20 protein-coding genes are annotated in these 20,863 nt (G+C 63.9%); 13 read left to right on the top strand and 7 right to left on the bottom strand.

Features of this window, described 5'->3' with window-relative positions; translation table 11 throughout:
- Positions 1-85: 85 nt before the first annotated feature.
- Complete coding sequence (boxC, locus tag DJFAAGMI_RS17685; protein WP_211458128.1) at positions 86-1,744, bottom strand: 2,3-epoxybenzoyl-CoA dihydrolase; 1,659 nt, start codon at positions 1,742-1,744, stop codon at positions 86-88.
- Positions 1,745-2,048: 304 nt separating this feature from the next.
- Between boxC and DJFAAGMI_RS17680 the strand changes: the two genes are divergently transcribed.
- The 3 genes from DJFAAGMI_RS17680 to DJFAAGMI_RS17670 all read left to right on the top strand — a co-directional run bounded on the left by DJFAAGMI_RS17680 (position 2,049) and on the right by DJFAAGMI_RS17670 (position 5,687).
- Positions 2,049-3,251 (top strand): threonine ammonia-lyase, encoded by a 1,203-nt coding sequence (locus DJFAAGMI_RS17680; protein WP_211458127.1) that lies wholly within the window; start codon positions 2,049-2,051, stop codon positions 3,249-3,251.
- 90 nt (positions 3,252-3,341) lie between these two features.
- A complete protein-coding gene (locus DJFAAGMI_RS17675) occupies positions 3,342-3,479 on the top strand; it encodes a hypothetical protein (RefSeq protein ID WP_167007454.1) in 138 nt (45 codons plus the stop codon).
- 351 nt (positions 3,480-3,830) lie between these two features.
- Positions 3,831-5,687 (top strand): phosphoenolpyruvate carboxykinase (GTP), encoded by a 1,857-nt coding sequence (locus tag DJFAAGMI_RS17670; RefSeq protein WP_043003241.1) that lies wholly within the window; start codon positions 3,831-3,833, stop codon positions 5,685-5,687.
- Positions 5,688-5,968: 281 nt separating this feature from the next.
- Here the strand turns inward: DJFAAGMI_RS17670 and DJFAAGMI_RS17665 are convergent, their stop codons facing one another.
- Positions 5,969-6,397, bottom strand: a complete 429-nt coding sequence (locus DJFAAGMI_RS17665; protein WP_003059907.1) for a hypothetical protein — start codon at positions 6,395-6,397, stop codon at positions 5,969-5,971.
- Positions 6,398-6,532: 135 nt separating this feature from the next.
- Between DJFAAGMI_RS17665 and DJFAAGMI_RS17660 the strand changes: the two genes are divergently transcribed.
- The 3 genes from DJFAAGMI_RS17660 to DJFAAGMI_RS17650 are packed head-to-tail and all read left to right on the top strand — an operon-like array spanning position 6,533 to position 8,857.
- A complete protein-coding gene (locus DJFAAGMI_RS17660) occupies positions 6,533-7,513 on the top strand; it encodes a LysR family transcriptional regulator (RefSeq protein ID WP_043003240.1) in 981 nt (326 codons plus the stop codon).
- A 13-nt stretch (positions 7,514-7,526) separates the two neighbouring features.
- Positions 7,527-8,405 (top strand): metallophosphoesterase, encoded by an 879-nt coding sequence (locus DJFAAGMI_RS17655; RefSeq protein WP_211458126.1) that lies wholly within the window; start codon positions 7,527-7,529, stop codon positions 8,403-8,405.
- A gap of 29 nt (positions 8,406-8,434) precedes the next feature.
- Positions 8,435-8,857: a universal stress protein gene (locus tag DJFAAGMI_RS17650; RefSeq protein WP_167007445.1), complete on the top strand. Its 423-nt coding sequence runs from the start codon at positions 8,435-8,437 to the stop codon at positions 8,855-8,857.
- Between the two features lie 160 nt (positions 8,858-9,017).
- Here DJFAAGMI_RS17650 and DJFAAGMI_RS17645 read toward each other — a convergent pair whose 3' ends face one another.
- Positions 9,018-9,932, bottom strand: a complete 915-nt coding sequence (locus DJFAAGMI_RS17645) for a LysR family transcriptional regulator ArgP (RefSeq protein ID WP_211458125.1) — start codon at positions 9,930-9,932, stop codon at positions 9,018-9,020.
- Between the two features lie 42 nt (positions 9,933-9,974).
- Here DJFAAGMI_RS17645 and DJFAAGMI_RS17640 point away from each other — a divergent pair, with 42 nt between their 5' ends.
- The 6 genes from DJFAAGMI_RS17640 to gorA all read left to right on the top strand — a co-directional run bounded on the left by DJFAAGMI_RS17640 (position 9,975) and on the right by gorA (position 15,884).
- Positions 9,975-11,351, top strand: a complete 1,377-nt coding sequence (locus DJFAAGMI_RS17640; RefSeq protein WP_211458124.1) for a D-amino acid dehydrogenase — start codon at positions 9,975-9,977, stop codon at positions 11,349-11,351.
- Between the two features lie 113 nt (positions 11,352-11,464).
- Positions 11,465-11,956, top strand: a complete 492-nt coding sequence (hpaR, locus tag DJFAAGMI_RS17635; protein ID WP_211458123.1) for a homoprotocatechuate degradation operon regulator HpaR — start codon at positions 11,465-11,467, stop codon at positions 11,954-11,956.
- Positions 11,957-11,982: 26 nt separating this feature from the next.
- Entirely contained in the window at positions 11,983-12,624 is a 642-nt protein-coding gene (locus tag DJFAAGMI_RS17630; RefSeq protein ID WP_211458122.1) for a 3'-5' exonuclease, read from the top strand.
- A 199-nt stretch (positions 12,625-12,823) separates the two neighbouring features.
- The gene (locus DJFAAGMI_RS17625) at positions 12,824-13,348 is read left to right on the top strand and encodes a flavin reductase family protein (protein WP_034406713.1); all 525 of its coding nucleotides are present in this window, start codon (positions 12,824-12,826) and stop codon (positions 13,346-13,348) included.
- A gap of 130 nt (positions 13,349-13,478) precedes the next feature.
- Complete coding sequence (locus tag DJFAAGMI_RS17620) at positions 13,479-14,390, top strand: TauD/TfdA dioxygenase family protein (protein WP_211458121.1); 912 nt, start codon at positions 13,479-13,481, stop codon at positions 14,388-14,390.
- A 129-nt stretch (positions 14,391-14,519) separates the two neighbouring features.
- Positions 14,520-15,884, top strand: a complete 1,365-nt coding sequence (gene gorA / locus DJFAAGMI_RS17615) for a glutathione-disulfide reductase (protein WP_211458120.1) — start codon at positions 14,520-14,522, stop codon at positions 15,882-15,884.
- A gap of 122 nt (positions 15,885-16,006) precedes the next feature.
- Here the strand turns inward: gorA and minE are convergent, their stop codons facing one another.
- From minE to minC, 3 genes are read right to left on the bottom strand one after another with little or no spacing between them, the layout of a single operon-like run.
- Complete coding sequence (gene minE / locus DJFAAGMI_RS17610) at positions 16,007-16,273, bottom strand: cell division topological specificity factor MinE (RefSeq protein WP_003059887.1); 267 nt, start codon at positions 16,271-16,273, stop codon at positions 16,007-16,009.
- 5 nt (positions 16,274-16,278) lie between these two features.
- Positions 16,279-17,091, bottom strand: a complete 813-nt coding sequence (minD, locus tag DJFAAGMI_RS17605; RefSeq protein ID WP_003059885.1) for a septum site-determining protein MinD — start codon at positions 17,089-17,091, stop codon at positions 16,279-16,281.
- Between the two features lie 56 nt (positions 17,092-17,147).
- On the bottom strand, positions 17,148-17,882 hold the full coding sequence (minC, locus tag DJFAAGMI_RS17600; RefSeq protein WP_211458119.1) for a septum site-determining protein MinC: 735 nt from the start codon (positions 17,880-17,882) through the stop codon (positions 17,148-17,150).
- A gap of 149 nt (positions 17,883-18,031) precedes the next feature.
- On the opposite strand from minC, the gene DJFAAGMI_RS17595 reads away from it, so the two are divergent.
- A complete protein-coding gene (locus DJFAAGMI_RS17595; RefSeq protein ID WP_211458118.1) occupies positions 18,032-18,781 on the top strand; it encodes an enoyl-CoA hydratase/isomerase family protein in 750 nt (249 codons plus the stop codon).
- Here the strand turns inward: DJFAAGMI_RS17595 and DJFAAGMI_RS17590 are convergent.
- Entirely contained in the window at positions 18,778-20,859 is a 2,082-nt protein-coding gene (locus tag DJFAAGMI_RS17590) for an acetoacetate--CoA ligase (protein WP_211458117.1), read from the bottom strand. The two genes, DJFAAGMI_RS17595 and DJFAAGMI_RS17590, sit on opposite strands and share 4 nt — an antisense overlap.
- Between the last annotated feature and the right edge of the window lie 4 nt (positions 20,860-20,863).

Below are 20,863 nucleotides of genomic sequence, written 5' to 3'. Positions count from 1 at the left end.
TGTGATGTTTTGCCGATTCATGAAGCCGTGTAGTCGCGTGAACTGGTGCTGAGCGACCGGCGGACGCCGAGTCAGGGCCGTTGGCTCATACCCTGTTGAAATCGAAGCCGGCTTTCTGTCCGGTGCCGTAGAGCTTCAGCGCCCCTTTTTCGCCCACCGCGTTGGGGCGGTTGAAGATCCAGTTCTGCCAGGCTGACAGACGCCCGAAGATGCGCGTGACCATGTTTTCCTGGCTGGCGAAACGCAGATTGGCTTCGAGGCCCGTGAGCGCGTCGGGCGACATCGCGGCACGCTCTTCCATGGCGATGCGGATCTCGTCTTCCCAGTCGATATCGTCCAGTGCGGCGGTGACCAGTCCCAGCTGTTGCGCGGCATCGCCGTTGAGCGGCTTGCCCACGGCAGCGCGCGCGGCCTCAAGCGGCCCGGACTCCTCATAGAAGCGGCGCTGCAGACGGCTTTGATCGTTGACCAGCGGCAGCAGGCCGAAGTTGAAGGCATCGAGCTCGATGACGGGCTCGCGCTCGGGTTCGTCGGGCAGCACCAGCATGTAGGCGCGATCGGCGCAGAAGACCAGCTCGGCCAGCATGCCGACAAAGCAGGAGCCGGGCTCGATCAAGGCGAACAGCGAGCGCGACGACACATCGAGGCGTGCAAAGGTACGGCGCAGCAGGCCTGTGGTTTGCTGCACCAGCCAGTGATCGCGGTGCGTCACCAGGGTCTGGCCAGCCGCCAGCACGGCGCGCGCATCGCCCTCGGTCTTGAGAATCCAGGTGCCCACATCGAGCTCGTTGGTGCGCAGATGCAGGATGGCGTCGTCGAGCTCGCGGCCCATGGCCAGCGGCCACCAGGCGGCGCCTGCGCTTTCTATGGCTTCAGGGCTGGCGGGCTGTTCGCCACGGGGGGCCTTGACCGTGATGGTGGCGCTGCGCTTGCTGCGATCGATCTGCACGCTGACGTGTCGATAGTGCAGGCCGTCCGGGCTTTGCTCGCGCTGCAGCCTGGCAAGCTGTACGCCCTGGGCCGAAGCCGGGCGCGGGCTGCTCTCGCCCAGTGCTGCGGCACGTTGCTGCACCACCTCGGCAAACTGCGCGGGCTTGGCGATCGCATCCACCAGTCGCCAGTCCACGGCACGCTGGCCGCGCACGCCTTCCACGCTGGTGCAGAAGATGTCGGCTAGGTCGTGGCGCACATGGCGCTTGTCGGTTACGCGCGTCAGCCCGCCCGTGCCGGGCAGCACGCCCAGCAGCGGGACCTCGGGCAGCGATACGGAGGAAGAGCGGTCGTCGATCAGCACGATGTCGTCGCAGGCCAGAGCCAGCTCGTAGCCGCCGCCCGCGCAGGCGCCGTTGACGGCGGCGACGAACTTGAGCCCGTCGTGCCGGGAGCTGTCCTCCATGCCGTTGCGCGTCTCGTTGGTGAACTTGCAGAAGTTCACCTTCCAGGCGTGGGAAGAGACGCCGAGCATGAAGATATTTGCGCCCGAGCAGAAGATGCGTTCCTTGCCGCTGGTGACGATGACAGAGCGCACCTGTGGGTGTTCGAAGCGGATGCGGTTGAGTGCATCGTGCAGTTCCACGTCCACGCCCAGGTCATAGCTGTTGAGCTTGAGCTTGTAGCCGGGGCGTATGCCGCCGTCCTCGGCAATGTCCAGCTTGAGCCGGGCGATATTGCCATCCACTTCAAACGACCAGTGCCGGTACTGGCTGGGGTCGGTGCGGTAATCGACGACGGTTTGCTGCTGCATGCTCGGCTCCTGCTGAGATGAAAAATAGTGCAGTTATTGACTGGGTGTAGGCACAATTATGCAGATGGCTCAAAAAAATGCACGCGGTTTTAGGCACTATGTTGCATGTTTTGCGCTAACTAAGGGAAATCCTTAGCTGTTCGTCAATCGCCGCACAACACTGAAATTCAGATGTTTTGGCGAGAAATCGCTTTTCCATAAAGGGCCTGCAGCTATCAATTGGAGAGCGATCGAGGCCAAGGCTGCTGGTCGGCAAACCCGGCACTGGCGCGGGATGATGGGCTGCTTGCAAAATGGCTTCACCATGCTGACCTTTGCAGATATCCAAGCCGCCGCTGCGCGCCTGAATGGCGCCGTCCTTCAAACTCCTTTTGTGGAATCACGCACGCTCTCGCAGATCACGGGGGCGCAGGTCTATCTCAAGTTCGAGAACCTGCAGTTCACGGCATCCTTCAAGGAGCGCGGCGCGCTGAACAAGCTGCTCATGCTCAGCGATGCCGAGCGCGCACGCGGCGTGGTCGCCATGAGTGCGGGCAACCACGCCCAGGGCGTGGCCTATCACGCGCAACGTCTGGGCTTGCGTGCCGTCATCGTCATGCCGCGTTTCACCCCGGGTGTGAAGGTAGAGCGCACGCGCGGCTTCGGCGCCGAGGTGGTGCTGCATGGCGACACCTTGGCCGAGGCCCGTGCCCATGCCTACCAGCTGGCGCAGGAGCAGCAGCTGACCTTTGTCCATCCCTATGACGACGAAGCGATTGCCGCCGGCCAGGGCACGCTGGCACTGGAAATTCTGCAGGCCCAGAACGATCTGGATGTGCTGGTGATTGCCATTGGCGGCGGCGGCCTGATCGCGGGCATCGCGACGGCGGCCAAGGCCATCAAGCCGGGGATCGAAGTCGTGGGGGTTCAGACCCAGCGCTTTCCCTCCATGGTCAATGCGCTGCGCCATACCGATCTGCCCATGGGCACGTCGACGATTGCCGAAGGCATTGCGGTGACCCAGCCAGGCCTCATCACCCAGGAAGTGGTGCAGCGCTGCGTGGATGATTTGCTGCTGGTGGACGAGGGCGATATCGAGCAGGCCGTGCTCATGCTGCTGGAGATCGAAAAGACGCTGGTCGAAGGTGCGGGCGCGGCAGGCCTGGCGGCGCTGCTGCGCTATCCGGCGCAGTTCAAGGGCAAGAAGGTGGGCCTGGTGCTGTCGGGCGGCAACATCGACCCCATGCTGCTGGCCGCCATCATCGAGCGCGGCATGGTGCGCTCCGGCCGTCTGGCGCGCATCCGCGTGAGCGCGCGCGATGTGCCCGGCGTGCTGGCCCAGATCACCACCACCGTGGCCGCTGCCGGGGCCAATATCGAGGAGGTGCACCACCAGCGTGCCTTCACCATGCTGGCCGCGCAGAATGTGGAGATCGAACTGGTGCTGCAGACTCGCAATCAGCCCCATGTGGAACAGGTGCTGCAGGCTCTGCGCGCGGCGGGCATGGAAGCCGAGCGCATTGGCTGATGTGCTCGCTGGCGGGCTTTCCCCTAGCGGGTGACAGCGGCCTCTGAGCCAGAATGCCTGTCAACCATTGTTGAAAGGAGCATTGATCGCATGTCACATGATCCCGCCGTCGACCACGAGCCGCAGGATGCGGCCGAAGCCGTGGTTCCCTACATCCCCGTCATCATTCCGGCCGCCGGTGCGGTGATGATGTTTCTGCTGGCCTTCATTGCCGTGAACATGGCCTGAGGCCGACACCTGCCCAAGGCATTCCAACCCTGGCTGACCCAACCCCGCGATGCGGGGTTTTTTTATATCCGAACACGTCATCAATGTTTGGAATGCACATACTTTGATGCATAAGATGCATAGTTATTGCCAGTGAATTGCTGACAAATTCGAAGCCCCTCCCTAGAATCGATGTCCCGCCGCTATTCAAAACAAGGTTGTTTTGACTTAATCGGATGGACTGCAGGCGCCAACAGGCGCTAGGGAAAGCAAGCGAGACACCTTCAAAAGCCTTTTTTCAAAGACGCATCCGGCTCGGACTACAGAGGATGCTTCTTTGAAAAATTGGTTTTTAATTGAAGGACTTCCCCCATGAACGCCGCTGTGCAAAGCCTGAACATCCAGGCTCCCGATTACGTCAAGAACCCCAAGCTCATCGCCTGGGTCGCCGAAATGGCTGCGCTGTGCAAGCCCGCCCAGATCCATTGGTGCGATGGCTCGCAAGCCGAATATGACGCGCTGTGCCAGCAACTGGTGGATGCCGGTACCTTCAAGCCCCTGGCCAAGCGCCCCGGCTCCTTCCTGGCCTGGACCGATCCTTCGGACGTGGCCCGTGTGGAAGACCGCACCTATATCTGCTCCGCCAAGAAGGAAGACGCAGGTCCCACCAACAACTGGATGGACCCTGCCGAAATGCGCGCCACGCTGAACCCTCTGTTCGACGGCTGCATGGCTGGCCGCACCATGTACGTGGTGCCCTTCTCCATGGGCCCGCTGGGTTCGCCCATCGCCCACGTGGGCATCGAGCTGTCCGACAGCCCCTATGTGGCCGTCAACATGAAGATCATGACCCGCATGGGCAAGGCCGTGTATGACGTGATCGGCACCAGCGGCGAGTTCGTGCCCTGCGTGCACACCATCGGCGCACCTCTGGCCGCAGGCGAGAAGGATGAAACCACCTGGCCTTGCAGCAAGACCAAGTACATCGTTCACTATCCCGAAACCCGCGAAATCTGGTCCTACGGCTCGGGCTACGGCGGCAATGCGCTGCTGGGCAAGAAGTGCTTTGCGCTGCGTATCGCCTCCACCATGGGCCGCGACCAGGGCTGGCTGGCCGAGCACATGCTGATCCTGGGCGTGACCAACCCCGAAGGCAAGAAGTACCACGTGGCTGCCGCCTTCCCCTCGGCCTGCGGCAAGACCAATTTCTCCATGCTGGTGCCCCCCAAGGCCTTCGACGGCTGGAAGGTCACGACCATCGGCGACGACATCGCCTGGATCAAGCCCCAGGCTGACGGCTCGCTGCGCGCCATCAACCCCGAAGCCGGTTACTTCGGCGTGGCTCCCGGCACCAACATGCTGACCAACCCGAACTGCATGTTGAGCCTGGACAAGAACGTGATCTTCACCAACGTGGCCCTGACCGATGACGGCGACGTGTGGTGGGAAGGCATGGAAAAGGACCAGGGCAAGCTGCCCGATCACCTGATCGACTGGCAAGGCAAGGACTGGACACCCCAGATCGCCAAGGAAACCGGCGCCAAGGCCGCCCACCCCAATGCCCGCTTCACCGTGGCTGCCACCAACAACCCCGCGCTGGACGAAGCCTGGGACGACCAGAAGGGCGTGAAGATCGACGCCATCATCTTTGGCGGCCGTCGCTCCACCACCGTGCCTCTGGTGACTGAAGCCCGTGACTGGACCGAAGGCGTGTACATGGCTGCGACCATGGGCTCCGAAACCACGGCCGCCGCCTTTGGCGCACAAGGCGTGGTGCGTCGCGATCCCTTCGCCATGCTGCCTTTCGCCGGCTACAACATGAGCGACTATTTCCAGCACTGGCTGGACCTGGGCGCCAAGATCGAAGGCCAGGGCGCAACCCTGCCCAAGATCTTCACCACAAACTGGTTCCGTAAGAACGCCGAAGGCAAGTTCGTCTGGCCCGGCTACGGTGAAAACATGCGCGTGCTGAAGTGGATGATCGACCGTCTGGAAGGCCAGGCCCAAGGTCAGGAAACCGCCTTCGGTATTGCGCCCCAGTACGCTGAAATCAACTGGAGCGGCCTGGACTTCAACGCCGCCCAGTTCGACAGCGTGACCAATATCGACAAGGCTGCCTGGGCCGAGGAAATGAAGCTGCACGGCGAGCATTTCGACAAGCTGGCTTACAACCTGCCCAAGGCCATGCTGGACACCAAGGCTGAGCTGGAAAAGCGCTTGAGCGCTTGATTTTCCCCCTGAGCCGCTGCGCGGCTCCCCCTCTCTCTACGCGCTATGGGAGGGGGACGACACCAGCGCGGCGGGGCGGCCCTTGCGCGGTGTCCCTGGCTGAGACTGTGCACATTAAAAAAGCCCTGCTGTTTTTTTCAGCAGGGCTTTTTGCTTGCTTTTATTTTTGTAGCTGTAAGCACTTTCTGAATCTGGGATAGAGGCTTGTTTGACTCTATTTCCCCATGCAAAAAGCCGCGGCCTTGTGGGCAGCGGCTTTTCGGGGGAAGCGATCCGGGCGCTTAGCGGCTCTGGCGATCCATGGCACGGGCCAGATCGGCCATCAGGCGGGCATCTTGCAGCGCAGCGTTCCAGACGCGTTCATCGGCAGCGGCTTGCTGGCGGCTCTTGACCCAGGCGCGGTAGCCGGTACGCACCAGATTGATGGCGCGGCGGGCGGGCTGGGAGAAGAGGGCGATGCTGGCAAAGGCCATGGCCCACAGGACCATCCAGGCAGCCATCATATGACCGTCGCTCCAGGTCTCGGTGGCCTGGAAGACGCCGGCGGCCAGAGCAGCAAGCACCACGGCCAGCACCATCCAGTGCGATCGGGACTGGGATTGCGCTTCATGTTCGGCGGCAATGGCGGCCATGCGTTCGTCGCTGGCCTGATAGATACGCACCACACCAGGGTGCTCGACACAGTAGGAGTTGTAAATAAAGTTGCTCATGGCAGTTAACCCTTTGACCCACGCTTTTGGCGAATTGCCCGGGGAATAGGTGTAACTATAGGGATTACCCTAGGTATGTTCAAATTTATATTTTGAATCTGTAGCATTCACAGTAGTGATGTATCGGGTGATGCCATGTCTTTGAACTTTCGCTCTCTGGACCTGAATCTGCTGCGCGTCTTCGATGAGGTCATGTCCGAACGCAGCCTCACGCGCGCGGCGCACAAGCTCAGCATCACCCAGCCGGCGGTCAGCAATGCCATGCGCCGGCTGCGCGAGGTCCTGGGCGACGAGCTGCTGGTGCGCCAGGGGCAGGGCGTGGAGCCCACGCCGCGCGCCCAGGCCCTGTGGCCGGTGATACGCGAAGCCCTGCAGCATCTGGAGGGCGCTCTCGCACCGGACGAGTTCGATCCCGAGACGGCCAGCACCACGTTCGTGATCGCCATGGCCGATGCCACGGCCGCCACGCTGATTCCGCCGCTGTACCCGATCCTGGCGCGCGAGGCACCGGGCCTGGGCATACGCCTGCTGCCGCTGACCACGCGCGATCCCAGGTCCCTGCTCGACGATGGCGAGGCCGATATGGCCGTGGGTTACTTCCCTGCCGTGCTGGCCGATCTGACGGCGCGTGCACAGGCCGGCGGTCTGGTGGCGTTTGACAGCCGCCGCCTGTACGAGGGCGAGTACCTGTGCGTGATGCGCAAGGACCACCCGCTGGCGCATGTGCCGCTGACGCTGGACAACTACTGCGCGGCCCGCCATATGCTGGTCAGCTTCTCGGGCCGCTCCTTCGGCTTCATCGACGAGGCCCTGGCCTCGCTGGGGCGTTCGCGCGAAGTGGTGCTCACCGTCAACCAGTTCTTCACCGCAGCGCGCGTGGTGATCAACTCCGATCTGCTGACCATCCTGCCGCGCCATTTCGTGCCCGTGACCGGCATGGGCGATCAGCTGGAGCTGCGCGATCTGCCCTTCGATGTCACGCCCGTGCATGTGGATGCGCTGTGGCGCCGGCGCGGCCCGCACCCGCAGGCCTATGACTGGCTGCTGAAAACGCTGACGCGCTCGGCCGAGATCACCTTTGCCAATGGTTCGGCCCAGGTCACCCAGCATGGTTGACTAAACTAGCCGCATGAAGATCCAGCTGCTGTCCGACCTGCACCTTGAAGTCCACCCCCAATTCGTGGCCCAGCCGGCGGCCGGCGCCGATGTGCTGGTGCTGGCCGGCGATATCGGCTCCTACCAGAGCAGCAGCCAAGTCGATGGCGAGAACTTCGGGCTGGAGCGTTTCTCGCCGCTGCCGCAATACGCGACCTGGCCCACGCCCGTGGTGTTCGTGCCTGGCAATCACGAGTACGACATGCAGGACTTCGACGAGGCGAGACTGCGCCTGCAGCGCGTGTGCGACAAGCTGGGCCTGATCTGGCTCGATCGTGAAACCGTGGTCATGGACGGCGTGCGTTTCATCGGCACCACGCTGTGGAGCGACTTCGACGCCATGGCCATGCATGAGGGCGTGACCGATGCCACGCGTTTGCACAGACTGCGCGAGAAGGCTTTTCGCGCCGCCAATTTCTATCTGCAAAAGACCGGCGGCAGCCGCCAGGGCGAGCCGTTTCTGGCCGCGCCCATGCGCGAGGAAAGCCTGCTCTGCCAGGACTGGCTGCGCGCCGCGCTGCAGCAGCCGTTTGACGGGCCCACGGTGGCCGTGACCCACTTTGCGCCCAGCCTGCGCAGCGCCGATCCGCGCTACGGGCTGGTGCCCGGAACGGCCGGTTTCTGCAATGTGATGGACGACTTTCTGCCCCATGCCCAGCTCTGGCTGCACGGCCATCTGCATTGCGCCAGCGACTACATCGCCAGCGGCCGGCGCGAGGACGGCAGCGAATGGCAATGCCGCGTGGTGGCCAATCCTCTCGGCTATGCCCGCAAGGGAGAGCAGGAGGACTTTCTGCCGGCATCGACAATTGACTTGAGCCAAGTCAAGATGCTGACTGTCCCTAGCCCTTAGGCTTGAGACATCAACAAGGAGAAATTGGTATGAAGATCTTGCTCGCTGTGGACGGCAGTGCCTACACCCAGAAAATGCTGGCCTATCTGACCTCGCATCAGGAGATGCTGGGCACGGGCCATGAGTACACCATCATCACCGTGCAGCCGCTGCTGCCTCCGCGTGCACGCGCTGCGCTGGGCAAGGAAGTGGTGGAGCAGTACTACGACGAAGAATCCGCCAAGATCCTGCAGCCCGTGCAGGAGTTCCTGAAGGCGCGTGGCGTCGAGGCGCACAGCATCTCCAAGGTCGGCCCCATTGCCGACACCATCATCCACGCCGCGCAGGACGGCAAGTTCGACCTGATCGCCATGGGCACGCATGGCCACGGCGCGCTGGGCCGCCTGGTCATGGGCTCGGTCAGCTCTCAAGTGCTGGCGGGCTGCACCATCCCCGTGCTGCTGATTCGCTGATTTTCATAGCTGCTTGCGCTTGATATGCATACACATCAGGCATAAAACAGCGTCAAATCAAGGATAGATGAGCGTCCACAGCTACAAAAACCAAAGTACCTCCGTTTGAACCGATCTCGCAAGGCCGTGCTGCAAAGCACGGCCTTTTTTATGGCCGGCGTCAATCGACCTGCAGCAGCTGCCGGGCCTTGCCCAGCAAGGCCTGGCTGACATGGGCCAGCACGCGCGACTCCAGATTCCAGCAATGCCAGAACAGCGCGATGGACAATGCATGGCCGGGCGCAATCTCGACCAGATCGCCGGCCTCCAGCGCAGGCTGCACCAGCAGCTGCGGCAGCACGCCCACGCCCCAGCCGGCACGCACGGCGCGCACCTGCGCCTCGCAGCTGGGCAGCAGGATCTGGTGCTGCAGCGACACATTGCGCAGGCCCAGGCAGCGCGCCACGAACTCGGCCTGCATATCGTCCTTGCGGTTGAAGGACAGATAGGGCAGCTGGTTGAAGTTCTTGCGCGTCAGCCCCTGCGGCAGTCTTTGCCGGGCAAACTCGGCCGAGGCCACGGCCACATAGCGCATGGCACCCAGGGGCTGCACCGTGCAGCCGCGCAGGGCCTGCCCCAGCGTGGTCACGCAGCCCATGACCTGGCCCGAGCGCAGCAGCTCCTGCGTGAAGTCCTGGTCGTCGACCACCACCTCCAGCGGCAGGCCGCTCTTCACCAGCTCGTCCAGAGCCGTCATGGCCCAGGTGGCAATGCTGTCGGCATTGATGGCGATGGAGACGATTTCGCCGGCCAGGCTCTGCCCGGTCTGCGGTGCCAGCTCCTGCAGCTCGTGCGCGAGATCGGCGCGCAGCAGGCGCAGCTGCTTGGCATGCTTGAGCAGCAGCCGCCCGGCGCTGGTGGGCTTGACGGGGCGCGTGCGCTCCACCAGCACCGAGCCCACCAGCGCCTCCAGCGCCCGCAGGCGCTGGGACACGGCCGACTGGGTGATGTGCAGCTTTTGCGCGGCGCGCTCGAAGCCGCCTTCCTCCACGATGGCGGCCAGGCATTCCAGCGCAACAGGGTCCCAGGAACTCATGGCAATTCCATTAGTATTTCTGATGAAACTGCTGAAAATTTAATGCTGCTTTTGTTTGCCTGCAAGAGTGCAGACACTGGCCGCATGAACATCATCGTCCTGGGCGCCGGCATCATCGGCATCAGCACCGCCTGGCATCTGCGCGAGCGCGGTCATCAAGTCACCGTGGTGGACCGCCAGAGCGGTCCGGCCCTGGAGACCAGCTATGCCAATGGCGGCCAGATCTCGGTCAGCTACTGCGAGCCCTGGGCCAATCGCCAGGCGCCCTGGAAGGCGCTGAGATGGATGTTCGACAAACAGGCTCCGCTGCTGCTGCGGCCCCGGCTCGACAGCGCGCAATGGCGCTGGTGCCTGCAGTTCCTGGCCCAGTGCAATGACCGCGCCTTTGCGCGCAATGTCCAGCAGATCGTGGCGCTGGGCGCCTACAGCCATCTGGCGCTCAAGGACATGGTCCAGAAGACCGGTATCGAGTTCGAGCGGCTGGAGCGCGGCATTGCCCATTTCTACAGCAGCCCGCAGGCGTTTGCCGAGGCCGCCGAAGGCGTGGAGTTGATGCGGCAATACGGCGTGCAGCGCCGTCTGGTCAGCCGCGAAGAGCTGCTGGCCATCGAGCCTGCATTCACGCCCTATGCCGCGCAGATTGCGGGTGGCACGTTCACCGCCACGGATGAGTCCGGTGATGCGCGTCTGTTCACCGAAAAGCTGGCCGACCTCTGTGCCCAGGCCGGTGTGCAGTTCCTCTACGGCCACGATATCCTGAGCCTGCAGCCGGCGCGCCGGGGCAAGCCTGCCCAGGTGCAGCTTCGCGAGGGCAGCGATGGCGCCCGGCGCATGCTGAGCGCGGACGCCGTGGTGGTCGCCTGCGGCTCCTACACGCCGCTGCTGCTCAGGCCCCTGGGCGTGCATGTGCCCATCTATCCGGGCAAGGGCTATAGCGCCACCCTGCCGCTGCTGCGGCCCGAAAAAGCCCCCATGGTCTCCACCATCGACGACAGCCGCAAGGTCGCCATGAGCCGTCTGGGCAACCGCCTGCGGGTGGCCGGCACCATTGAATTGGGCGGCTTCGATCTGAGTCTGGACACGCCCACGGCCAGGGCGCGCTGCGAGATGCTGGTCAGGCGCGTGGAGGAGCTGATGCCCGGCGTCTGCGACACGCGCCTGCCGGAGCAGGGTGGCGATCCCCAGTTCTGGTGCGGTCTGCGGCCCGCTACGCCGAGCAATATCCCCTGCATCGGTGCGACCCGGGCGGCGGGCATCTGGGTCAATGCCGGGCATGGCACCCTGGGCTGGACGCATGGAGCAGGGTCGGGCAAGGCCATGGCGGCCTTGATGAGCGGCGAGCGCCCGGCGCTGGATTTCCGGTTCTGGGATGAGCCGGCCCCCGAGATCGCTCGCGGTGCGCGGATTGCCTCGGCTTGAGACAGGACATAGGACTGCAGGACGAGTACGGGCTGGCTGACTCTTTTGCCCGGATTGACGGTATCGCTGCGTGGGGCTCTTACATACAATCACCCCAGCAACTCGTCCATGCCATGACCCAGCACGACATCACTCCTGCCCTTGACACTTCACGTTCCTTTGCGCGCTCATTGCCCATGGCTTTGCTCAAGGCCCGCGAGGCGGTCATGGTGCGCTTTCGTCCCTCGCTGCGTGCGCATGGACTGACCGAGCAGCAATGGCGCGTGCTGCGCATCATGTGGGTGGCCGACAAGCGCCTGCGTCCCATGGAGCTGTCGCAGCTGACCTTCATCAGCATGCCCAGCCTTTCGCGCCTGCTCAAGACGCTGGAAGGGCGTTTGCTCATCAAGCGCGGTCGCCATGTGGCCGACCTGCGGGGCTCCGAGTTCGCCCTCACGCCGGCCGGCCAGGAAATGGTGGCGCAGATCGTGCCGCATTTCGAAACCATCTACACCGAGATCGAGGAGCAGCTGGGCAGCGCCGAGAGCGAGCAGCTGTTCCGCATCCTCGAGCATGTGGTGCAAAGCCTGGGTCTGCCCGGAGAAGACGAGCTGGGCACGGACTGAGGCGCCGGCCACGGCACAATGCAGTCATGAGTGCTGCGATCGCCGTCATCGACTTTGAAACCACGGGCATGACGCCCGCCCAGGGCGCCAGGGCCACCGAGGTGGCCATCGTGCTGCTGGAGCAGGGCCGCGTGGTGGACCGCTTCCAGAGCCTGATGCAGACCGGGGCCTGGGTCTCGCCCTTCATCACCGAGCTCACCGGCATCACCAACGCGATGCTGCGCACCGCACCGCCTGCCGCCGAGGTGATGCGCGATGCGGCCCGCTTCGTGGGCGGTGCGCCCATGGTGGCCCACAACGCATCGTTCGACAGCAAGTTCTGGCAGGCCGAGCTGGCGCTGGCAGGCGAAGCCGCTCCCCAGCTGTTTGCCTGCACCGTGCTGCTGTCGCGCCGCATCTACCCGCAGGCACCCAGTCACAGCCTGGGCAATCTGGCGCGCTATCTGCACCTGCCTTCCACGGGCCGCGCCCACCGGGCGCTGGCGGATGCCGAGATGGCGGCGGCCCTGCTGGCCCGCATGCAGCAGGACCTGTGCGAGCGCCATGCCCTGCCCTGGCCCGAGCATGCGCTGCTGATGCAGCTGCAGCGCTGCAGCAAGGCCAAGGTCGGCGGCTGGCTGGCGCAGCAGGCCGGTCAGGGGCTGCTGGCAGTGCAGACCCAGGATTGACGAAGATTTTGGTCTGCAGGCCTTTGAAATACTGCGTAGGAAGCTATCAAAATTGATGCTTCTGGCCTTAAGCCCTTACGGATTGTGACCGGCTAGGTTCAAGTTGATAATTGCTCAAGCCCTGCAGATGCCCCCATGGGATCTGCTGATCTTGAACCGTGGCGCACCGTTGTGGGCGCTGACCTGAGCTCTGAATTTCGTGAACTCCGCCTTGCCTACCTCCGTCTTGCGTTCGGCCTTGCCTTTCTCGCAGCGCGAATTTCGCGATGCGCTGGGGCAATTTGCCACCGGCGTGACCATCATCACGGCGCGCAGTGCAGAAGGCCACGCGGTGGGCTCCACGGTCAGCTCCTTCAACGCACTGTCGCTGGCGCCCTCGCTGGTGCTCTGGAGCCTGGGTCTGAAGGCCAATTCCCTGCCTGTGTTCCGCCACAGCACCCACTACGCGATCCATGTGCTGGCGGCTTCGCAAAAGCCGCTGGCCGAGCTGTTTGCCCGCAAGGGCGCCGACCGTTTCAGCCACACGCAGCACCATGACTCCGAGCATGGCGTGCCGCTGCTCGAGGGCTGCAGCGCGGTCTTCGAGTGCCGCAATCTGCGCCAGCACGAGGAGGGCGACCATCTGCTCTTCATCGGCGAGGTGGAGCGCTGCGAGCACCATGCCGACCGCGCGCCGCTGCTCTACCACTCGGGCCATATGCACGCCCACGGCTTCGTCAGGTAAGGCCGGCTGCCGACTGGGAACCCTACCTAGTCGGCTTGAACGATACCGATCTCCAAGGCCCGCCCTAGATTGCCCCCAGGCCTGCTGCGTCAGGCCCGAGGACAGTGTTGCAACGCTTTGGAGACACATCATGATCGATTGCGAAGACAGGCCGGCCCATACCCAGCGCAAGGTGGCAGCGGCAAGCAGCACGGGGATCGAGCTCAGGCGCATCTCTCCCGCCATAGGCGTGGAGGTCTCGGGCATAGACCTGCGCCAGCCCGTGAGCGAGGAGCAGGTGCGCGAGCTGCGCCAGGCGCTGGTGGCACACAAGGTGCTGGTGTTTCGCGAGCAGAACATCACGCCTGCCCAGCATGTGGCGTTTGCGCGCCGCTTCGGCGAGCTGGAGCGGCACCCGGTGTTCCCCCATCACCCCGACCATGCCGAGCTGGTGCTGCTCGGCGGCAACAGCAAGATCCCGGGCACCGAGAACGTCTATCACACCGATGTCTCCTGGCGCGAGACCCCTTCCATGGCCTCGGTGCTGCGCTGCGTGGAATGCCCCGAGGTCGGCGGCGACACGGTCTGGATCAATATGGAGCAGGCCTACGAGCAGTTGCCCGAGACGCGCAAGCAGCAGATCGCCGGCCTGTATGCCGTGCATGACATCCTGCCCTCGTTCGGCGCGCGCATGACGCCCGCACAGCAAGCCCAGGCGCGCGGCACATACCCGCCCGTGGTGCACCCGGTGGTGCGCACCCACCCCGAAAGCGGCCGCAAGATCCTCTACGTCAACGAAACCTTCGTCACGCATTTCGCCAACTTCAGCTCGAACTTCGACAGCTTCCGCTCGGCCAACGAAATTCATGCCCAGCAGCAGGATCTGATGAACTATCTGCTGCGCCAGCCCGCGATCCTGGAATACCAGATGCGCCTGCACTGGGAGCCCAACACCATCGCCATGTGGGACAACCGCTCCACCCAGCATTACGCGATTCAGGACTATTTCCCGGCCGTGCGCCGCATGCACCGCGCCACGGTCAAGGGCGACAAGCCGTTCTAGGCCGTTCGCCGATCAAACTGGGTCGTGCAGGTGGTTTAACGCTGCGTTAAACCACCTGCGGCAGTCTTGTCTTGTAGAGTGCAAAGCAGCAAGCATCTGCTTTGAACCTCCCAACCAGCGAGACAGAACATGCAGCAACAAGACTTTGATTACGACTTTCTGGTCATAGGCGGCGGCTCGGGGGGCGTGCGCGCCAGCCGCGTGGCTGCCGGCCTGGGGGCCCGTGTGGCCGTGGTGGAAGCCGCCCAGCTGGGCGGTACCTGCGTCAACGTGGGCTGCATCCCCAAGAAGCTGCTCAGCCATGCCGCGCATTTCAGCCAGCTGGCCGAGGAGGCGCGGGGCTTTGGCTGGCAGCTGGAGCAGCCGCGTTTCGACTGGCCTGCGCTGATTGCCAACAAGGACCGCGAAATCGAGCGCCTGAACGGCGTCTACGGCCGCATGCTGGCCAGCGCAGGGGTTGCCGTCATCCACGGCCGTGCAAGGCTCTCAGGGCCGCATGGCGTGCAGGTGAACGGGCAGACCCTGCATGCCCGCCATATCCTGATCGCGACGGGTGGCACGCCCAGCCTGCCCGATATCCAGGGCATCGAGCATGCCATCACCTCCAACGAGGCTTTCCATCTGCCGCAGCTGCCCAGGCGCGTGGTGGTCGTGGGCGGTGGCTATATCGCCGTGGAGTTCGCCTCCATCTTCAACGGCCTGGGCGCCGAGACCACCCTGCTGCACCGCCGCCAGCAGCTGCTGCGCGGCTTTGATGCCGACCTGGGTCTGCACCTGGGCCAGGAGATGGCCCAACTGGGAGTGAACTTCCGTTGGGAGGATGAGATTCAGGCCATAGACAAGCAGGAGGACGGCCTGCACCTGCAGCTCAAGAGCGGCGAGCAACTGGTGGTGGACTGCGTGATGTACGCCACGGGGCGCGTGCCCCTGATCGAAGGGCTGGGGCTGGAGGCGGCAGGGGTCAAGGTCAACGACCGGGGCGCCATCGAGGTGGACCCGCATTTCTGCAGCAATGTGCCTTCCATCCATGCGGTGGGCGACGTGGTCGATCGAATGGCCCTGACGCCCGTGGCGCTGGCCGAGGGCTCGGTGGTCGCCCATCGTCTGTTCGGTCAGGGCGACAAGAGCGCCCCCGACTATGAACTGGTGCCGACGGCGGTGTTCTCCCATCCGCAGGTGGGCACGGTGGGACTGTCCGAGGAGGCGGCGCGCGTACGCTTTGGCGCGGTGCAGGTCTTCCAGTCCAGCTTCAGGCCGCTGACCAACCGCATGGGGGCCGAGCCCGAGAATGTCTTCCTCAAGCTCATCGTCTCCAAGGCCGACCAGCGCGTGCGTGGCGTGCATATGGTGGGCGAGGGCGCGGGCGAGCTGATGCAGGGCTTTGCCGTGGCGCTGCAATGTGGCGCGACCAAGCAGCAGTTCGATGCGACCATAGGCATACACCCGACCGTGGCCGAGGAGCTGGTGACCATGCGGGAGCCGGTGCGGGAATGAGGCACCACACCCCGCGCCTTCGCGCTGCGCGGGGGCCGGGCGGCAGCCCAATGAAAAATGGGCCTTGGAGGCCCATTTTCTTGTCCATCAGGCGCTGTGCGCCATGAAAGGATGCGTTGATATCAGCCGCGTGTAGCGTCCGGCAGCTCGATCTTGACTTCCAGGACCTCAAGGTTTTCCTGGCGCTCCAGCTGTACCTTGATGTCATTGGGGTTGATGTCCACATACTTGGAAATCACGGCCATCAGCTCTTTTTGCAGGGCCGGCAGATAGTCGGGCTTGCCGCTTTCTCCGCCCACGCGCTCGCGGGCGAGAATGATCTGCAGACGCTCCTTGGCGACCGAGGCGGACTTCTTCTTCTCTCCGAGCAGAAACGACAACATGGACATAGGGCTTACCTCCCGCCAAACATGCGTTTGAAGAAGCCGGGCTTGACGGCTTCGGTAAAGCGCATGGGTTTTTCTTCGCCCAGGAAGCGTGCCACCACGTCCTGATAGGCCTCGGCCACGTCCGTGCCTTGCATGTGCACGGCCGGAATGCCCTGGTTGGAAGCCTGGAGCACGGTTTCGGATTCGGGAATCACGCCGATCAGCTCGATGCGCAGAATGTCCTGGATGTCCTCCAGCGACAGCATCTGACCGTCTTCCACGCGGTTGGGGTTGTAGCGCGTGATCAGCAGATGTTCCTTGATGCTCTCGCCCTTGACGGCACGTTCGGTCTTGGAGCTGAGCATGCCCAGAATGCGGTCCGAATCGCGCACCGACGAGACTTCGGGGTTGGTCACCACCAGGGCCTCGTCGGCATAGTGCATGGCCATCAGCGCGCCGCTTTCAATGCCGGCGGGCGAGTCGCAGATGATGAACTCGAAGTCCATGGCGGACAGGTCGTCCAGCACCTTCTTCACGCCTTCCTGTGTCAGGGCTTCCTTGTCGCGGGTCTGCGAAGCGGCCAGCACGAACAGGTTTTCGCACTGCTTGTCCTTGATCAGGGCCTGGTTCAGATTGGCTTCGCCCTGGATGACATTGATGAGGTCATAGACCACGCGGCGTTCGCAGCCCATGATCAGATCGAGATTGCGCAGACCCACATCAAAGTCAATCACTGCGGTCTTGTGGCCGCGCAGAGCGAGGCCGGATGCGAAGCTGGCGCTGGTGGTGGTCTTGCCGACACCGCCTTTGCCGGAGGTCACGACGACGATTTTGGCCATGTTTGCACGATTCCTTTAAGACAAATGGGGCAGGTTGATAGGGTGTCCGGTGTGTCTCATACCGGCTCGATAATGATTTTTTCTCCTTCAAGACGCACCTTGGCAGCTTTGCCGGCGACTTCTTTGGGGAGATCGGTTTCAATTGTGCGGTAGATACCCGCGATGGAAAGCAGTTGCGCCTCCATGCAGGTGCTAAAAATTCTGGCGCCGGTATTGCCGCTGGCCCCGGCCACGGCGCGGCCGCGCAGAGGGGCATAGACATGGACGTTGCCGTCGGCAATCACCTCGGCACCATAGCTGACCATGTCCAGAACCACAATGTCGGTGCCCTTGGCATAGACGCGCTGTCCCGAGCGCAGCGGCCGGTCCACGATGACGGCATCGGCCAGAGGCGCGGGCACCTCGACCTCCACCTCGCGAATGATCTCGTGGATTTGCGGCTCGGCGCGACGCGCCGGCATGGCATCGGGAGCTGCGCTCAGACCCAGGGCCCTGGCCGCCTCCATCTGGGCCTCGCTGCCGCTGCGCACGGCAACCGGCACGGTGCGGTGGTTGCGCAGGGCCTCGAGCAGGGCCGGGAAGTCGATCTCCTGCTCGGCTTCGCACACCTGGCTGAGATCGATCAGCACGGGATCGTTGTCGAAGAAGTCGGGGTCGTCGGCCAGACGGCGGGTCAGATCCTGGGCCAGCGCCTGCATGTCGGTGCTGCGAAGCACCACGGAAAGCACCGGCAGTTGCGCGCTCTTGAGGTCAAAGCTGGGGCGCTCGGCGCCGGTCGGTTCAACAGACATGGATGGGATCAGCGCACATCAGGTGCTCTATGAGGACGACAAAGTGTACCTGTCAACCGGCAAAAGATAAGGTCACCGAGTGTTTGCACTGCAACACTTGATGCACCTCAGAGGGCTCTCTCTGCGCAGGTCTGGATGAAAATACAGTCATGTCTCCAGAGCTTTTGATCCAGGGCGCCTGTGCCAGCATCACCTTGCGCCGACCCGACGTTGCCAACAAACTGCTGCCCGAAGACCTGAGCGTGCTGCGCCGCCAGATCGATGAGGTCAATGCCAACCCGGCCGTGCTGGTGCTGACGCTGCAGGCGGTGGGCAGGCATTTCTGCAGCGGCTACGACATCGCCGAGATTGCCAACAGCCAGAACGAGGGCAGCTCCTTCGGCGAAATGGTGGATGCCGTGGAAAACTGCCGCGCCGTAACGATTGCCGCGATCCAGGGCGGGGTGTTTGGCGGGGCCACCGATATGGCGCTGGCCTGCGATTTCCGCGTCGGTGGTGCCAACAGCCAGATGTTCATGCCCGCCGCGCGGCTGGGCCTGCATTTCTATGGCTCGGGCCTGGAGCGCTATGTGACCCGGCTGGGCCTGGATACGGCCAAGCGCCTGTTTCTGACCTGCGAGAAGCTACAGGCCCAGGCGATGAAGGACTGCGGCTTTCTGACCGATCTGGCGGACGGCGCCGATATCGGCGAGCGCGTGGCGCAGCTGCAGGCCACGCTGTCCGGCATGGCGCCACTGGCCTTGCTGGGCATGAAGAAGCACCTCAACGCCATTGCCCGCGGCGTACATGACAAGGCCGGCATCGATGCTGCCGTGCAGGTCACCATCGAATCGGCCGATCTGAAGGAAGGCGGCGCGGCCTGGCGCGAGAAGCGACAGCCTTTGTTTACCGGGCGTTAGGCCACCGTCTCTGCCTTGGTCAGGTATTCCCTGGCAAAGCCCTCGTACCAGTCCAGGCAGCCGGGGTTGGCCATGGTGTCCTTGTTGACCACCTTGGCCAGGGGCTGGCCCAGCAGCAGCTTCTTGATGGGCAGCTCCTGCTTCTTGCCGCTGAGTGTGCGTGGGATCTCGGCCACGGCAAAGATATCGTCGGGCACAAAGCGTGGCGACAGCGCCGAGCGGATGGCCTTGTTGATGCGCTCGCGCAGGGCCGCATCCAGCTCCACGCCGGGGCGCAGGGCGACAAACAGCGGCATATAGCTGTCCTTGCCCAGATATTCCAGGTCCACCACCATGCTGTCCAGCACCTCGGGCAGGGCCTCGACGGCGCTGTAGATCTCGCTGGTGCCCATGCGCAGGCCGTGGCGGTTGATGGTGGCGTCGCTGCGGCCGTAGATGATGCAGCCGCCCTCGCCGAGCAGCTTGATCCAGTCGCCATGACGCCAGACCGGCCCCATCGCTGCCGGGCCGTCACCGCCGCCGGGTTGGCGGCCATGGCCCGCCGGGTACATGTCGAAATAGCTCGATAGATACCTTTTCCCGTCCGTATCGCCCCACAGGAACAGCGGCATGGATGGAATGGGCTGGGTGCAGACCAGCTCGCCGACCTCATCCATCACGGGCTGGCCCTCTTCGTTCCAAGCCTCGACGGCCGCGCCCAGCTGGCGGCATTGCATGACGCCGGGCACCAGCGGCAGATCGCGGTTGCCGCCGATAAAGGCCCCCGCGAAGTCGGTGCCGCCCGACAGGTTGTTCCACCAGATGTCAGGGTGCCCTAGCTTGGCAAACTGCTCCGTCCCCCACTGCTGTACCTCGGCAGACAGTGGCGAGCCCGTGCTGCCCAGGCCGCGTATGCGTGACAGATCGCCACAGGCGGACAGATCGACACCGGCCTTCATGCAGTTGGCGTAGAAGGCCGCACCCGAGCCAAAGCTGGACACGCCGGTCTCGGCCGCGAAGCGCCACAGCGTGCCCCAGTCGGGCTTGTCCTTGCTGCCGCCGGGGCTGCCGTCGAAGATCACGCAGGTCGTGCCGCCCAGCAGGCCCGAGACCTGGGCATTCCACATCACCCAGCCCGTGGAGCTGTACCAGTGATAGCGTTCGCCCCAGCTGTTGGGCTCGTAGCTGCAGCCGATGTCGTTGTGCAGACCCTTGAGCTGCAGGGCCACCAGCACCATGCCGCCATGACCGTGGACTATGGGCTTGGGCAGGCCGGTGGTGCCGCTGGAGTAGACGATCCACAGCGGATGGTCGAACGCCAGCCATTCGGGTTCAAAGGCTGCAGTATCTGCATCATTTCTCGCTGTAACGCTGGTGTAGTCTGCGGTGTCAGCTATCTTTATCGAGGTATTCAGATTGGGCACCAGCACCACGTGCTGCACGCTGGGCAGGCCGCTGCGCAGCTCCTGCAGGACCTCGCGCCGGTCTATGTCCTTGCCGGCGTAATGCACGCCGTCCACGGCGATCAGCGCCTTGGGTGCAATCTGCTTGAAGCGGTCGAGCACGGCATGGGTGCCCATATCGGGTGCGCAGATGCTCCAGATGGCGCCCAGGCTGGCGCAGGCCAGAAAGGCGACCATGGCCTCGGGAATATTGGGCAGATAGGCCGCGACGCGGTCGCCCTTGGCGACGCCCTGGGCACGCAGATGCAGGGCCAGGGCCGCCACCTGACGCTGCAGCTCGGGCCAGCTCAGCTCGCGCTGCAGGCCCTGCTCGTTGCGGCTGATGACGGCCGGCATGCCGGCGGCATGGGCCGGCTGGACATGGCGCAGCACCTGCTGCACATAGTTCACCTGCGCTCCCGGGAACCACTGCGCGCCGGGCATGGTGTTGCGGGCCAGCACCGCGCTGTGCGGCGTGGGCGACTGCAGGTCGAAATAATCCCAGATGCTTTGCCAGAAGGCATCGAGATCGCTGGTCGACCAGCGCCACAGCGCGTCGTAGTCGGCGAAGCTCAGGCCGCGCGTCTCACGCAGCCAGTTCTGGTACAGCCGGATCTGGGGAATATGGGGGGCGGTATTGGGGGAGGCACAGGACATGGCC

Origin of the sequence: Comamonas brasiliensis, from assembly GCF_018292285.1 — a bacterium.
GTDB lineage: Bacteria > Pseudomonadota > Gammaproteobacteria > Burkholderiales > Burkholderiaceae_C > Comamonas > Comamonas brasiliensis.
Note: the sequence above shows the minus strand (reverse complement) of the source record. Positions and strands in the feature narration are given on the sequence as shown.